11 protein-coding genes and 1 tRNA gene are annotated in these 13,670 nt (G+C 66.7%); 4 read left to right on the top strand and 8 right to left on the bottom strand.

Going from position 1 to position 13,670, the window contains the following annotated elements:
• Positions 1-28 precede the first annotated feature (28 nt).
• Positions 29-745, top strand: a complete 717-nt coding sequence (locus tag AC0IYU_RS00345) for a helix-turn-helix domain-containing protein (protein WP_472111662.1) — start codon at positions 29-31, stop codon at positions 743-745.
• Positions 746-921: 176 nt separating this feature from the next.
• On the opposite strand, the gene AC0IYU_RS00340 is transcribed toward AC0IYU_RS00345, so the two are convergent.
• Together AC0IYU_RS00340 and AC0IYU_RS00335 are read right to left on the bottom strand one after the other, a co-directional pair.
• Complete coding sequence (locus AC0IYU_RS00340; RefSeq protein ID WP_435438280.1) at positions 922-1,482, bottom strand: fasciclin domain-containing protein; 561 nt, start codon at positions 1,480-1,482, stop codon at positions 922-924.
• Positions 1,483-1,535: 53 nt separating this feature from the next.
• A complete protein-coding gene (locus tag AC0IYU_RS00335; RefSeq protein ID WP_472111659.1) occupies positions 1,536-1,691 on the bottom strand; it encodes a hypothetical protein in 156 nt (51 codons plus the stop codon).
• Positions 1,692-1,837: 146 nt separating this feature from the next.
• On the opposite strand from AC0IYU_RS00335, the gene AC0IYU_RS00330 reads away from it, so the two are divergent.
• The 3 genes from AC0IYU_RS00330 to AC0IYU_RS00320 are packed head-to-tail and all read left to right on the top strand — an operon-like array spanning position 1,838 to position 7,700.
• Positions 1,838-3,382 (top strand): efflux transporter outer membrane subunit, encoded by a 1,545-nt coding sequence (locus AC0IYU_RS00330; RefSeq protein ID WP_472111657.1) that lies wholly within the window; start codon positions 1,838-1,840, stop codon positions 3,380-3,382.
• A 54-nt stretch (positions 3,383-3,436) separates the two neighbouring features.
• On the top strand, positions 3,437-4,594 hold the full coding sequence (locus AC0IYU_RS00325) for an efflux RND transporter periplasmic adaptor subunit (protein WP_435438277.1): 1,158 nt from the start codon (positions 3,437-3,439) through the stop codon (positions 4,592-4,594).
• A gap of 10 nt (positions 4,595-4,604) precedes the next feature.
• Positions 4,605-7,700 carry an efflux RND transporter permease subunit gene (locus AC0IYU_RS00320; protein ID WP_472111654.1) on the top strand — a complete coding sequence of 1,032 codons (3,096 nt, stop codon included), beginning with the start codon at positions 4,605-4,607 and terminating at the stop codon, positions 7,698-7,700.
• Between the two features lie 54 nt (positions 7,701-7,754).
• On the opposite strand, the gene AC0IYU_RS00315 is transcribed toward AC0IYU_RS00320, so the two are convergent.
• From AC0IYU_RS00315 to tolB, 6 genes are all read right to left on the bottom strand, one after another.
• Positions 7,755-9,884, bottom strand: coding sequence for a putative bifunctional diguanylate cyclase/phosphodiesterase (locus tag AC0IYU_RS00315; RefSeq protein ID WP_472111651.1), 2,130 nt, complete (start codon positions 9,882-9,884; stop codon positions 7,755-7,757).
• Between the two features lie 120 nt (positions 9,885-10,004).
• A tRNA-Lys gene (locus tag AC0IYU_RS00310) sits at positions 10,005-10,080 on the bottom strand.
• A 50-nt stretch (positions 10,081-10,130) separates the two neighbouring features.
• Positions 10,131-10,973, bottom strand: a complete 843-nt coding sequence (locus tag AC0IYU_RS00305) for a tRNA threonylcarbamoyladenosine dehydratase (RefSeq protein WP_472111648.1) — start codon at positions 10,971-10,973, stop codon at positions 10,131-10,133.
• A gap of 16 nt (positions 10,974-10,989) precedes the next feature.
• Positions 10,990-11,739 (bottom strand): tol-pal system protein YbgF, encoded by a 750-nt coding sequence (ybgF, locus tag AC0IYU_RS00300; RefSeq protein WP_472112704.1) that lies wholly within the window; start codon positions 11,737-11,739, stop codon positions 10,990-10,992.
• The gene (pal, locus tag AC0IYU_RS00295; RefSeq protein ID WP_472111645.1) at positions 11,739-12,254 is read right to left on the bottom strand and encodes a peptidoglycan-associated lipoprotein Pal; all 516 of its coding nucleotides are present in this window, start codon (positions 12,252-12,254) and stop codon (positions 11,739-11,741) included. The genes ybgF and pal overlap by 1 nt, the downstream gene beginning before the upstream one ends.
• A gap of 25 nt (positions 12,255-12,279) precedes the next feature.
• Positions 12,280-13,506 carry a Tol-Pal system beta propeller repeat protein TolB gene (gene tolB, locus AC0IYU_RS00290; protein WP_435438272.1) on the bottom strand — a complete coding sequence of 409 codons (1,227 nt, stop codon included), beginning with the start codon at positions 13,504-13,506 and terminating at the stop codon, positions 12,280-12,282.
• Between the last annotated feature and the right edge of the window lie 164 nt (positions 13,507-13,670).

Genomic DNA, 13,670 nt, shown 5'->3' with positions numbered 1-13,670 from the left:
AATATTCATCTGGGCTTAAATTCCGGCCATGGAGACCATTGCAAGCCGCGCCTTGGCCGCGCGTAAATTCGCCAAGATGACGCAGAAGCAAGCCGAGGCTGCTTCGGGCGTGAAGCAGTCCAGCATTTCGAAGATCGAGCGTGGAGACACCAGCCGGTCGATGAGCGTGCTGGCCCTGGCGCGGGCCTACCGCGCCGATCCCAACTGGCTGGACACCGGCGACGGACCCGCGCCCTGGGACCCCAACCAGATCCGCCGGTCCCTGTATCTCGTCAACGAGCCGGCAGGGCCCTATCGCGTGACCCATTCGCCGCCCGTGAGCCCGGCGTTCAATCCGAACACGCCGGGCACCGTGCCGCTGATCGCGTGGGAAGACGCCGCGCACTGGGGAGAACTTCCAGCAACACAGCAGCGCCAGCCCGAGCGCTGGATTCCCTGCATTGCGCATCACAGCCTGGACACCTACGCGCTGCGCATGCGCGGCAACAGCATGACTGCGAACAGCGGCCAGCTGAAGAGCTACCCGGCGGGGTCGCTCGTGTTCGTCGACACGCAACTGAAGACGCCCGAAGACGGCGAGCGCGTCGTCGCGAGGCTCGACGAGACCGGCGAGGTCACATGCAAGGTGTTCAAGCACGAGGACGGCAGGCGCTGGCTGATGCCGCTGAACCCGAGGCACGAACCCATCCGCGTGGCGTTCACCGTGCTGGGCACCGTCGTGGGAAAGTGGGAAGACGAGGACTGACTGTCCGTCGTCTTTCGAGACAAGATTTGAACGAGGTCAGGTTGTGTGCAGGTTCACGAGAGATAGTCATGTCTCTCCCTGTGGCCTGCACTCTCTGATCCTCCCTCCTCCAGCAGGTCACCTTCCAGCCCGCCTTACAGCGGGCTGTTTTTTTTGGGCGAGCCTGCAAGCGAAGATCACTTGGGCAGCAGCACCTTGTTGACCACGTGGATCACGCCATTCGACTGGTACACGTTGGGAATGGTCACGGTGGCGGTGCCGCCCTTTTCGTCGGTCAGCGTGATCTTGCCGCCCTTTTCCTTGGCCACCAGCACGCCGCCGGCCACCGTCTTCAGTTCGGCCGAGCCCTTGCCGGCCTTGATTTCCTTCTTCAGCTCGGCCGCGTCCAGCTTGCCCGCCACGACGTGGTACGTCAGCACGCCGGTCAGGGCGTCCTTGCTCTCGGGCTTGAGCAGCGTGTCGACCGTGCCGGCCGGCAGTGCGGCGAAGGCGGCGTTGGTGGGCGCGAACACGGTGAACGGACCCGGGCCCTTGAGCGTGTCGACCAGGCCCGCGGCCTTCACGGCAGCGACCAGCGTGGTGTGGTCCTTCGAGTTCACGGCGTTGTCGATGATGTCCTTGGTCGGAAGCATCGGTGCACCGCCCACCATGACAGAAGCCGCCATGGCCGAGAAGGCCCCTGCGGACAGCGCGACGGCGAGAGAGACGGCGGCGATGCGATGAAGTTTGCTCTGCATGGAAATTGCTCCAGATGAATGAATGAACCACCGCGAAATGGCGGCGGCTGGAATCAATACGGGTGCCCGCGCGGAACAGATTCGGCCTCGGCAAAAAAGAAAAGCACGGCCACGTTTCGCGCTGCACCGATGCACTTCGCGCCCCGGAATACCAATTTCGTCTCATCGCGCTCGCGCTGCGCGGCGGCCTCGACGACATTCAGAAACAAGTCAGGTGCCCGGGCCGTTCCGGGTGTACAAACGCTGCCCCATGCCACATCGAAACCACAACGCGTTGGAGGATTTACCCTTTTCGCCGCGCGCGGCCCCCGCGCGCCAACGACGAGGGTGGCCTGCCTCAGGGATTCCCGGGGCCATGCAGGGCGCGGCGCTCGGCGCCGCCTTGTTGCTGAGCGCATGCGCGGTCGGCCCCGACTTCAAGACGCCCGACCTGCCGGCGGCCGCGCAGGGCGCCGACTACACCCCCGCACCCGTGCCCGCGCGCACCGCGCAGGCCGACGTGCCGGGCGGCCAGGCCCAGACGCTGCTGCCGGGCCGTGACATTCCCGCGCAGTGGTGGGACGTGTTCCGTTCCGAGCCGCTCGACCAGCTGATCCGCGCCTCGCTCGCGCAAAGCCCCACGCTCGCCTCGGCGCAGGCCGCGCTGCGGCAGGCCGAAGCCACCTACGACGCCAAGTCGGGCAACCTGCTGTGGCCGCAGGTCGCGGCGCAGCTCGGCGCGCAGCGCGAGCGCGCGTCGGAAATCACCTCGCAGGTGCCGGGCGGCCAGTTGCTCACGCTGTACAACGCGTCGGTCAACGTCAGCTACAACCTCGACGTGTTCGGCGGCTCGCGCCGCCAGCTCGAAGGCGCGCAGGCCGCCGTCGAGACGCAGCGCTACCAAGTCGAGGCGGTGTACCTCACGCTCACATCGAACCTGGTGACCACCGCCATCCGCGAGGCCTCGCTGCGGGCCCAGCTGCAGGCCGCGCTCGAAGTGCTGCAGGCGCAACGCGAGCAGCTCAACGTGATCGAAAAGCAGTTCGACACCGGCGCCATCTCCAAGTCGATCGTGCTGCAGCAGCGCACGCAGGTCGCGCAGACCACGGCCACCCTGCCGCCCATCCAGAAGGCACTGGCGCAAACGCGCCATCAGCTCGCGGTGTTCGCGGGGCGCCTGCCGTCCGAGGCGGGCCTGCCCGAGTTCGACCTGGCGAGCCTGTCGCTGCCCGAGGCCCTGCCGCTGTCGCTGCCCTCCGAGCTCGCCCGCCAGCGGCCCGACGTGCGCGCCAGCGAGGCGCAACTGCACCAGGCCAGCGCGGCGATCGGCGTGGCCACGGCCAACCTGTATCCGCAGATCCAGCTGAGCGGCAGCTACGGCAACAGCGCGCTGCGCGCACGCGACCTGTTCACCGGCCCGACCACCCTGTGGAACATCGGTGCCGGGCTCACCCAGCCGATCTTCAACGGCGGCGCGCTGCGCGCCCAGCAGCGCGCGGCGGTCGCGGCCTACGACTCGGCGGCGGCGCAGTACCGCAACACCGTGCTGGGCGCGTTCCAGAACGTGGCCGATGCGCTGCGTGCGCTGGAGCTCGACGCCACGGCGCTGCAGACCCAGGCCACGGCCGAGTCGCTGGCGCGGCAGTCGCTCGACCTGTCGACCGCGCAGTTCCGCGCCGGTGCGGTGAGCTACGTGACGCTGCTCACCGCGCAGCAGGCCTGGCTGCAGACGCACACCGCGCTGGTGCAGGCGCAGGCCGCGCGCTATGCCGACACGGCCGCGCTGTTCCAGGCGCTGGGCGGCGGCTGGTGGAACCGCGGTGCGCTGGCCGATGCGGTGATCGCGCCGGCCCAGTCCGCACCTTCCGGCCCTTCCGTGCCCTTCGCGCCGGCCGGCCAGCCTGCGGCCACCCGCAACTGACCACCCTCCAATAACTCCAAGAAAAGCCTACCTATGACCCGGAGAATGATCATCATGATCGGCTGCGTTCTGCTGCTGGTCGCCGTGCTCGCGCTCGGCAAGTTCCTGCAGATCCGCGCGCTGATTGCGGCCGTGCCCAAGCCGGGCGCGCAGACCGTGTCGACGGTTGAGGTGCAGAAGCTGCAGTGGCAGTCGCAGTTCACCGCGGTGGGCACGCTGAATCCGGTGCGCGGCGCCGACCTCAGCACCGAGGTGGCGGGCCTGGTGCGCGCCGTGCATTTCAAGTCGGGCCAGGACGTGAAGGCCGGCGCGCTGCTGGTCGAGCTCAACGCCGACTCCGACATCGCCCTGCTGCATTCCGCCGAAGCCGCTGCCGCGCAGGCCGCCACCGTGCTCAAGCGCGACCAGGCACAGCTGGCGGTGCAGGCCGTGGCCCAGGCGCAGATCGACGCCGACACCAACGACCTCAAGGCCAAGCGCGCGCAGGTCGAACAGCAGGCCGCGGTGGTGGCGAAGAAGTCGATCCGCGCGCCCTTCGCGGGCCGCCTGGGCATCTCGGCGCTCAACCCGGGGCAGTACGTGAACGCGGGCGACAAGCTGGTCACGCTGCAGACGCTCGACCCGATCTACGTCGACTTCTCGCTGCCGCAGCAGCAGCTCGCGGGACTCGCGGTCGGCCAGGTGGTCAATCTGTCGGTCGACACCTTCCCCGACCAGACCTTCAGCGGCAAGATCAACGCGATCAGCCCCAAGGTCGATTCGGCCACGCGCAACGTGCAGGTCGAGGCCACCATCGCCAACCCGAAGCAGGTGCTGCTGCCCGGCATGTTCGCCAACGTGAAGATCGACATCGGCGGCGCGCAGGAACGGCTCACGCTGCCCTCCACCGCCGTGACCTACAACCCCTACGGCTCGACGGTGTACGTGGTGAAGCAGGCCGAGCCGCCAAAGCCTGGTGCCCCCGGCGCCGCAGGAACGCCGGCCCCCGCGCCAGCCACCGATGCGCAAGGCAAGCCTCAGCTCATCGCCCAGCAGGTCTTCATCGAGACCGGCCCGACGCGCGGCGACCAGATCTCCATCGTCAAGGGCCTGCAGGCCGGCCAGGTGGTGGTGAGCAGCGGGCAGAACAAGCTGAAGAACGGCACGCCGGTCACGGTGGACAACAGCGTCCAGCCGACCAACGACCCGAACCCGAAGCCGCAGGAAAAGTGAGGCCCGCCGCATGAACTTCACCGACATCTTCATCCGCCGGCCCGTGCTGGCGATGGTGGTGAGCCTGCTGATCGTGGTGCTGGGGCTGCGCGCGCTGTCCGGCCTGCCGGTCAACCAGTACCCAAAGACCGAGAACGGCGTGGTCACCATCAGCACCGCCTACTACGGTGCGGACGCGGCCACGGTCGCGGGCTTCATCACGCAGCCGCTGGAGGCGGCCGTGTCGCAGGCGCAGGGCATCGACTACCTGTCTTCCTCGAGCAGCCTGGGCGTGTCGACCATCACCGCCACGCTGCGGCTGAACTACGACTCCAACCGCGCGCTGACCGAGATCAACACGCAGGTCAACTCCGTGCGCAACCAGCTGCCGCCGCAGGCGCAGCAGCCGGTGCTCACGGTGGCCACGGGCCAGACCACCGATGCCATGTACATCGGCTTCTACAGCGACACGCTGCCCAACAACAACGTGACCGACTTCCTGGTGCGCGTGGTGCAGCCCAAGCTCAACGCCATTCCGGGCGTGCAGACGGCCGAAATCCTGGGCGCGCGCACCTTCGCGCTGCGGGCCTGGCTCGACGCGCAGAAGATGGCCGCCTACGGCGTGACCGCCACCGACGTGAGCGCCGCGCTCAGCGCCAACAACTACCTGGCCGCGGTCGGTACCAGCAAGGGCCAGATGGTGAGCGTGCCGCTCACGGCCGGCACCTCGCTGCACAGCGTGGACGAGTTCAAGCAGCTGTCGGTCAAGAGCAGCAACGGCGCCATCGTGCGGCTGCAGGACGTGGCCAACGTCACGCTGGGTTCGGAGAACTACGACTTCAACGTGGCCTTCAACGGCGTGCGCTCGGTGTTCATCGGCATCAAGGTCGCGCCCGAGGCCAACATCCTGGACGTGGCCAAGCAGGTGCGCACCGTGTTCCCCGACCTGCAGTCGCAGGTGCCCACGGGCCTGACCGGCAAGATCGTCTACGACTCGACCGACTTCATCAACACCTCCATCAGCGAAGTGATCAAGACGCTGGTCGAGGCGCTGGTGATCGTCACGATCGTCATCTACCTGTTCCTGGGCAGCTTCCGCGCAGTGGTGGTGCCCGTCATCGCGATGCCGCTGTCGCTCATCGGCACTTTCTTCGTGATGCTGGTGCTGGGCTACTCCATCAACCTGCTCACGCTGCTGGCACTGGTGCTGGCCATCGGGCTGGTGGTGGACGACGCCATCATCGTGGTGGAGAACGTCGACCGGCACATGCGCGAGGGCAAGTCGCCCCTGCAGGCCTCGCTGCTGGCCGCGCGCGAGCTGGGCGGACCCATCCTGGCGATGACCGTGGTGCTGGTGGCGGTGTACGTGCCCATCGGCTTCCAGGGCGGGCTTACCGGGTCGCTCTTCACCGAGTTCGCATTCACGCTTGCGGGCTCGGTGGTGGTGTCGGGCATTGTTGCGCTCACGCTGTCGCCCATGATGTGCTCGCGCTTCTTCAAGTCCGAGCAGGACAGCGGCAAGTTCGCGACCTTCATCGAGCACACCTTCGAGCGCGTGCACCGGCGCTACCAGCTCATCCTGCGCGGGGTGCTGAAGACCTGGCCGGTGATGCTCGTGATGGGCGCCATCCTGGTGGCGCTGCTGTTCGTGATGTTCAAGATGTCGAAGTCCGAGCTCGCACCGGAAGAAGACCAGGGCATCGTGCTGTCGCAGGTGGTGGGCGCGCCCACGGCCACCATCAACCAGATGCAGACCTACGCCGACCAGATCTTCAAGGTCGCGCACGACACGCCCGAGTACGAGCAGCTGTTCCAGCTCACGGGCGTGCCCAGCACCAACGCGGGCATTGCCGGCGTGCTGCTCAAGCCCTGGGACCAGCGCACGCGCAGCGCGCACGACATCCAGACCGACCTGCAGAAGCGCTGGAACGGCATTGCCGGCGCCAAGGTGGTGGCCTTCCAGTTCCCGGCGCTGCCGGGCGCCTCGGGCCTGCCGGTGCAGTTCGTCATCAAGACGACCGAGCCCTTCGAGAACCTGAACACGCTGGCGCAGCAAGTGATGGACAAGGCGCGCGCGGACGGCAAGTTCTACTACATCGACGCCGACCTCAAGATCGACCTGCCACAGGCCACGGTGGTGGTCGACCGCGACAAGATCGCCACGCTGGGCATCACCCAGCAGGACGTGGGCAACGCGATGGGCGCGGCGCTGGGCGGCGGCTACGTCAACTACTTCTCCATCTCGGGCCGCTCGTACAAGGTGATTCCGCAGGTGCAGCAGGTCGACCGGCTCAACCCGTCGGACGTGCTCAACTTCTACATCAAGACGCCCAACGGCGTGGTGCCCGCAAGCACCGTGGCGAGCCTGAAGTACACGGTGCAGCCCGAAACGGTCAACCACTTCCAGCAGCTCAACTCCGTGACCATCCAGGGCGTGCCCAGCGGCACCCAGGGCGAGACGCTGGAGTACCTGCGCGGCGTGGTGCAGCAGCTCGCGCCCAGCGGCTACACGGTCGACTACTCGGGCCAGTCGCGCCAGTTCGTGCAGGAGTCGGGCAACTTCGCCATCACCTTCCTGTTCGCGCTGATCATCGTGTTCCTGGCGCTGGCCGCGCAGTTCGAGAGCTTCCGCGACCCGGTGGTCATCCTGGTGTCGGTGCCGCTCGCGCTCTTCGGCGCCATGATCTTCATCTTCTGGGGCTTCGCCTCGATGAACATCTACACGCAGGTGGGGCTGGTGACGCTGATGGGGCTCATCAGCAAGCACGGCATCCTGATCGTGGAAGTGGCCAACCGGCTGCAGAGGCAGGGCCTGAGCAAGCTGGACGCGATCGTCGAGGCGGCGGGCACGCGGCTGCGGCCCATTCTGATGACCACCGCGGCCATGGTGTTCGGCGTGCTGCCGCTGGTCATCGCCTCGGGTGCCGGTGCAGCCGGGCGCAAGGCGATGGGCATCGTGATCTTCAGCGGGCTGTCGATCGGCACGCTGTTCACGCTGTTCGTGGTGCCGGCGATGTACCTGGCCATCGCGGCGCGGCACCAGAAGGAAGAAAGCGGCGACGCGGTGGCCCCTGCACCGTCGTCACCGGCTCCTGCATTGCCGGGGAGCGTGGCGCCGGAGGCCTGAGGCCTGAGGCCTGAGGCCTGAGGCCTGAGGCCTGAGGCCTGAGGCCTCACAGCCTCAGCCCGCGGTGCCTTCGCGCCTGGAGAACCACTCGAGCAAGGCGCCCGCGGGCAAGGGGCGCGAATAGAGAAAGCCCTGCAGTTCGTCGCACCCCATGGCGAGCAGGATGTCGCGCTGCGCCTCGTTCTCCACGCCCTCGGCCACCACGCTCAAGCCCAGCGCATGGGCCAGGCGGATGACGGCGTCCACCACGGCGCGCGCGTCGCCCTTGGCCTGCAGGTCCTGCACGAAGCTGCGATCGATCTTCACCTGGCGCGCCGGCAGCTTGCGCAGATGGCTCAGGCTGGAATAGCCCGTGCCGAAATCGTCGATCGACAGGAACACGCCCACGCGCGCCAGCCCCTCGAAGGTGCGCTGGGTGGCCTTGATGTCTTCCATGGCGACCGACTCGGTGATCTCGCACAGCAGCAAGGAGGCGGGCACCTGGTGCCTTGCCAGGGTCTGCTCGACGCGCGCGACGAAATCGATCTCGCGCAGCTGCATGACCGACAGGTTGACTGCCACGCTCATCCAGATGTCTTGCGCCCGCCATTGCGCGATCTGGCGGCAGGCCTCGTCCAGAATCCAGTCGCCCAGGCGCACGATCAGGCCGAAGCGCTCCGCCAGGCCGATGAAATCGTTCGGACCGATCAGGCCCTGCTGCGGGTGGTTCCAACGCACCAGCGCCTCCACGCCGCTGAGGGTGTCGCCCGCGCCGTTGATCTTAGGCTGGTAGTACAGCTCGAACTGCTTGAGCTCGACCGCCCGGCGCAGGTCGCTTTGCAATTGCAGTTGCCTCACGACGTCGGCCCCCATGTGCGACTCGAACATCACATAGTTGCCGCCGCCGGCGCGCTTGGCCTCGTACATGGCGGCGTCGGCGTTGGCCACGAGCTTGTCGGGCTCGCCCTGCTCCGGATGCAGCACGATGCCGATCGAGCAGGCAATCTGCAACTGCCTGCCCATCACGTTGAAAGGCTGGCTGAGCGCGCGCAGCACCCGGTTGGCCGCCTGCGCGCATTCCGCGCGGTCGCTCACGCCTTCGAACAGCAGCAGGAACTCGTCGCCCCCGATGCGTGCCACGGTGTCGCTTTCCCGCGTGGCGTCGGCGAGCCGCTCGGCGGCGGCGCGCAGGATCTGGTCGCCGGCCGCATGGCCGAAGGAATCGTTGATCGGCTTGAAGCCGTCGAGATCGACGAAGAGCACGGCAATGCGCTCTTCCACCTGGTGCTGGTTGGCTCGCTCCATGCGCAGCAACGCGTGGCGCAGCCGGTCTTCGAACAGGATCCGGTTGGGCAGGCCGGTCAGCGCATCGGTGAAAGCGCGCTTCTGCAGCTCCCGGTTGGCCTGCGTGAGCTCGGCGTTCGCCTCCTCGAGCGAGCGCGACAGGCGCCTGGCGACCTGCTGCAGCCGCGACTCCAAGATCGAGGTGAACAGCGTGCCCAGCAGCAGCAGGCCCGACGCCAGCACGACGATGGCGGTGAGTTCGGAACCCGACAGCCCGTCTGCACTGCGGCAGACCGAATCCGCCGGGAAGTTCGCCGCGGCCATGCCCGTGTAGTGCATGCCGCAGATCGCGATGCCCATGACCACCGCGGCCAGCAACTGAAAGGCCACGCGATGGGCGCTGTGGACCTCGCCTAGGTATTTGAAGATGAACAGCGCCGCGGCCGAGGCGGCCAGGCCGATCAGCAGCGATGCCAGCACGGTCGGCACGTGCCAGACGATGGGCGGCGACATGTCCAGCGCGGCCATGCCGATGTAGTGCATCCCGCAAATGCCGACGGCCATGGCCAGCGAAGCGATGGCGATGCGCCGAAGGCTGTAGTCCGCCTCGCTTGCCACCCACAGCGCAATGCCGGATGCGGTCACGGCGGCCACCCATGATGTCAGCGTCGTCGCCCCCGAGAAGCCGAGCGCAATCGGCAGCGTGAAACCCAGCATGCCGACGAAATGCATCGACCAGATGCCCGTGCCCATGGCCAGCGACCCGATGCCCCACCACAGCAGATGCGGCTTTCCGCTGGCATGCCGGACGCGGCGCGCCAGGTCCAGCGCCACGTACGAAGCGAGTGTCGCCAGGAGCAGCGACGCGGCGACAACCCACAGGTTGTGGTGGGACGGAAGAAAGGCGGCAGCGGTATTCACAGTGCAGATGACACTTGAGTTCGTCCGGCAGCGGGTGGCGTGTCGAACGGGAGTTCGGTTCCCAAGAAAAAAGCCAGCTATCGGGTAGACAGCTGGCTTTGATGATCCTGCAAAGGGTTCTGGTAGGACGTACTGGATTCGAACCAGTGACCAACGGATTAAAAGTCCGCTGCTCTACCAACTGAGCTAACGTCCCGGAACCATTTTTTTGCTTTTTGCCGACGTTGAATCCGGCAAAGCCTAAGATTATAGCGTGACGTTAGACGCGATTCGATCGAGCACCCAACCTGCCGCGCATTGGCCGAAAGTTGCGGTCACGCTGACCACCGATCCGTAGCCGTGGCAGTTGAGCGACCCGTCGCCTTCGATGGCGCACGACGCATCGGGCGGCGCCACGCTTTCGCGGCTGAAGACGCAGGTCACGCCGATCTTCTTTCCCTCGCGCGGAGCGCCGTGCTCCTTGCGCAGGCGCTGGCGAAGCTGCGCCAGCAGCGGGTCGTGCGTGACCTGAGACAGGTCGTCGATGTCGACCTTGTGCGCCAGCCGCTTGCCGCCCGCCGCCCCCACCGTGACGAACGCAGCGCGCGAAGAACGCGCCCATGCGGCCATGGTCAGCTTGGCCTTCACCTGGTCGCAAGCGTCGATGACGGCCGTTGCCGGCCCGTTCGCAGCCTGCGCCGCGTCGAGCAGCGTGGTCCAGTTGCCGGGCTCGACGAATTCGTCGATCGCGTGCACCTTGCACGCGGGGTTGATCTGCGCGATGCGCTCGCGCATCGCTTCGACCTTGGCCTGCCCCACCGTCGCTTCGAGCGCGTGGATCTGGCGGTTGATGTTCGACTCCGACACATGGTCCAGATCGATCATCGTCAAGCGCCCCACTCCGCTGCGCGCCAGGGCCTCGACCGCCCACGACCCCACGCCGCCAATACCGACGACCAGGACGTGCGCATCGCGGATGCGTGCGGCACCCGCAACGCCGTACAGGCGCTCGAGGCCGCCGAAGCGGCGCGCAAAGTCAGGCGCCGCGGTGTCGGTGAAGACATCCGCGGCGACAGAAGACGCGATATCGGCAGTGATGACGGCGCTCAAGCGAGGTCCGCAGGGATCAGCGCAGGCGCGAGAGGCGCTCGCGTCCGGCCTGTGCAGCTTCGGACTGCGGGTAGGCCTTGGTCAGGTCTTCCAGCGTGCGGCGCGCGGCGCGCGTGTCCTTCAGCTCGATCTGGCAGTTCGCGATCGACAGCACGGCCTCGGGGGCCTTGGCATGGTCGGGCGCGAGCGAGAGCATGGAGCGGAAATTCGCAATGGCTTCGTTGTAGTTGCGCGTGGCGTACTGCGCATTGCCCAGCCAGAACAACGCCGAGGCGTTGTAGCCGCTTTGCGGATAGCGCTTGACGAATTCGGCGAAGGCGGTTTGCGCCTGCGCGAACTGGCCCGCGCGAAACACGCCGAGGGCGGCTTCGAAATCGGCCTTTTCCTTGGGATCGGCATTGAACTCGCGGCCGTCCACGGACACCTTCGACGGCTCGCTCTGCTTGAGCTTGTCGTCCAGGGATGTCTGGCGCGACTGCATGTCGCTCAGCGTGCGTGTGAGCTGCTCGTTCTGCCCGGTCATGCGGGCCAGGTCGCCGCGCATTTGCTCGATCTGGTTTTGCAGGTCGAGGAGGCTGCGCCGCAGTTGCCCGTTTTCGTCGGTCAGCCGCTGGTCGGTCTGCTGGCGCATGGCCTCGACGCGCTGGCGCAGGTCGAGGATGGCCTTGCGGGCCTCGTCGTCCTCGAACAACGCGGCCTGCGAACCGACCGAGGCGCAAAGCAAGGCCGCAGCCAACGCTGCGCCTCGCAACACAGCGCGATGCATCACCGGCGGTACGTGATTTCGGCGCGGCGGTTTTGCGCCCAGACTTCTTCACCCGAGCCCGTGACGGCCGGCTTTTCCTTGCCGAAGCTCACGGCTTCGATCTGGTTGTCGCTCACACCCAGGAGGGTCAGTGCACGACGCACGGCTTCGGAGCGCTTCTGGCCCAGTGCCAGGTTGTACTCGCGGCCACCGCGTTCGTCGGTGTGGCCTTCGATCGAGATGCGGCGTTGCGGGTTCGCCTTGAGGAAACGCGCATGACCGTCGATGGCCGACTGGAAGTCAGGCTTGACGGTGTAGCTGTCGTAGTCGAAGTAGATGATGCGGGCCACATTGACCGGACCTTGCGTGGTGCCCGCGTTGGGATCGATGGTGACGGGCGCCACGCTGCTTTGGCCACCTTGGCCGGCGCCAGCGCCGGAGCGGTCGGTGACCGGGGTGTCGTTGAGCTTGGTGCCCGACGAGCAACCAGCAATAAGAGCCACGATGGCCAGCGAATAAATTGTGCGTTTCAACATTTCGAACTCCTCAAATAAACCTTGATCATTGCTTTTGAAACGGACCCCAGTCCGGTTCTCTTATGTCTCCCGCCTGTCCTGCCAGCCGGGCTTTTATTTTTCCGTCGAGCGTGGTGGTCATCAGCGCTTCTCGGCCTTGCAGCTGCGTGGCGTAGACGATCAACTTGCTGTTGGGGGCAAAACTCGGACTTTCGTCGGCCGTCGTGTCGGTGATGGCGTTCACTGTGCCGGTGGACAACTCCATTACATGGAGTTTGAAGGCACCGCCCACGCGTGAGATGTAGGCCAACCACCGGCCATCGCCGCTGACAGACGGAGAGATGTTGTAGGTGCCGCTGAAGGTCACCCGGGTCGGGTTGCCGCCGCTGGCGCCCATCTTGTAGATCTGCGGCGCGCCGCCGCGATCGCTCACGAAGTAGATGGTGCTGCCGTCGGCGGAGTAGACCGGCTCGGTGTCGATGCTGGAGCTCTGCGTGAGGCGGCGCGGCTCGCCGCCGCTGGCCGGAATGGTGAAGAGCTGCGAGCCGCCGTCCCGGCTGAGCGTCACCGCCAGCGAATTGCCGTCCGGTGCCCACGCAGGGGCGCTGTTGGAGCCCTTGAAGTTCGCGAGCAGGCGGCGTTGGCCGCTGGCCACGTTGTGTACGTACACGACCGGCTTGCGCGACTCGAACGACACGTATGCCAGCTGCTGGCCGTTGGACGACCAGCAGGGCGAGATGATGGGCTCGGGGCTGGCCAGCGCAGCCTGCGCGTTTTCGCCGTCGGCGTCGGCCACCCACAGCGAGTAGCGGCTGCCACCCTTGGTGACGTAGGCGATGCGGGTCGAGAAGATGCCCTTCTCGCCGGTCAGCTTCTCGTACACGTAGTCGGCGATGCGGTGCGACGCGAGGCGCAGGTCACCTTGCGGCACGGTGTAGCTCTGGCCGCCCAGGTCTTGTCCCTTCACCACGTCCCACAGGCGGAAGCGCACGTCGAAGCGGCCGTCGGCCAGCTTGCTGACGCTGCCCACCACGAGCGAATCGGCCGTGCGCTGGCGCCACAGCGACAGGTCAGGGCGCGAGGCCTCGTCCAGCGCCTGGCCCGAAGCGTCGACGCCGCGGAACTGGCCGCTGCGTTCGAGGTCGGCCTGGACGATGTCGGAGATCTTCTGGGGCGAGCTTTCCTGTCCCTTGAAGGGAACGAGCGCGATGGGCAATTGAGTGAGCCCGACGCCCGACACCTCGACCCGGAACTGGGCCAGTGCAGGAAGCATGGGGGTGGCTGCAAGGGCCGCTATGAGCGAGCGGCGTGCAAATAACGATGAAGAAGGAGTTGGAATTGGAGTTGGCAACGGCTTGTTCATGCGGTTCGGAGAGGTTTCCGGCGAAAAAGTTTCCTACCGGCGTGACGGGCCACATGTTACACACTGGCCCGCAG

It is taken from the genome of Variovorax sp. AC103, assembly GCF_979254005.1.
The sequence above is the reverse complement of the archived record's forward strand: the minus strand, read 5'-3'. Positions and strand labels throughout refer to the sequence as shown.

Coding starts and splice junctions, on each gene's coding strand:
- AC0IYU_RS00345 (WP_472111662.1), top strand. CDS start 29: ATGGAGACCATTGCAAGCCGCGCCTTGGCCGCGCGTAAATTCGCCAAG.
- AC0IYU_RS00340 (WP_435438280.1), bottom strand. CDS start 1,482: ATGCAGAGCAAACTTCATCGCATCGCCGCCGTCTCTCTCGCCGTCGCG.
- AC0IYU_RS00330 (WP_472111657.1), top strand. CDS start 1,838: ATGCAGGGCGCGGCGCTCGGCGCCGCCTTGTTGCTGAGCGCATGCGCG.
- AC0IYU_RS00325 (WP_435438277.1), top strand. CDS start 3,437: ATGATCGGCTGCGTTCTGCTGCTGGTCGCCGTGCTCGCGCTCGGCAAG.
- AC0IYU_RS00320 (WP_472111654.1), top strand. CDS start 4,605: ATGAACTTCACCGACATCTTCATCCGCCGGCCCGTGCTGGCGATGGTG.
- ybgF (WP_472112704.1), bottom strand. CDS start 11,739: ATGCATCGCGCTGTGTTGCGAGGCGCAGCGTTGGCTGCGGCCTTGCTT.
- pal (WP_472111645.1), bottom strand. CDS start 12,254: ATGTTGAAACGCACAATTTATTCGCTGGCCATCGTGGCTCTTATTGCT.
- tolB (WP_435438272.1), bottom strand. CDS start 13,506: ATGCTTCCTGCACTGGCCCAGTTCCGGGTCGAGGTGTCGGGCGTCGGG.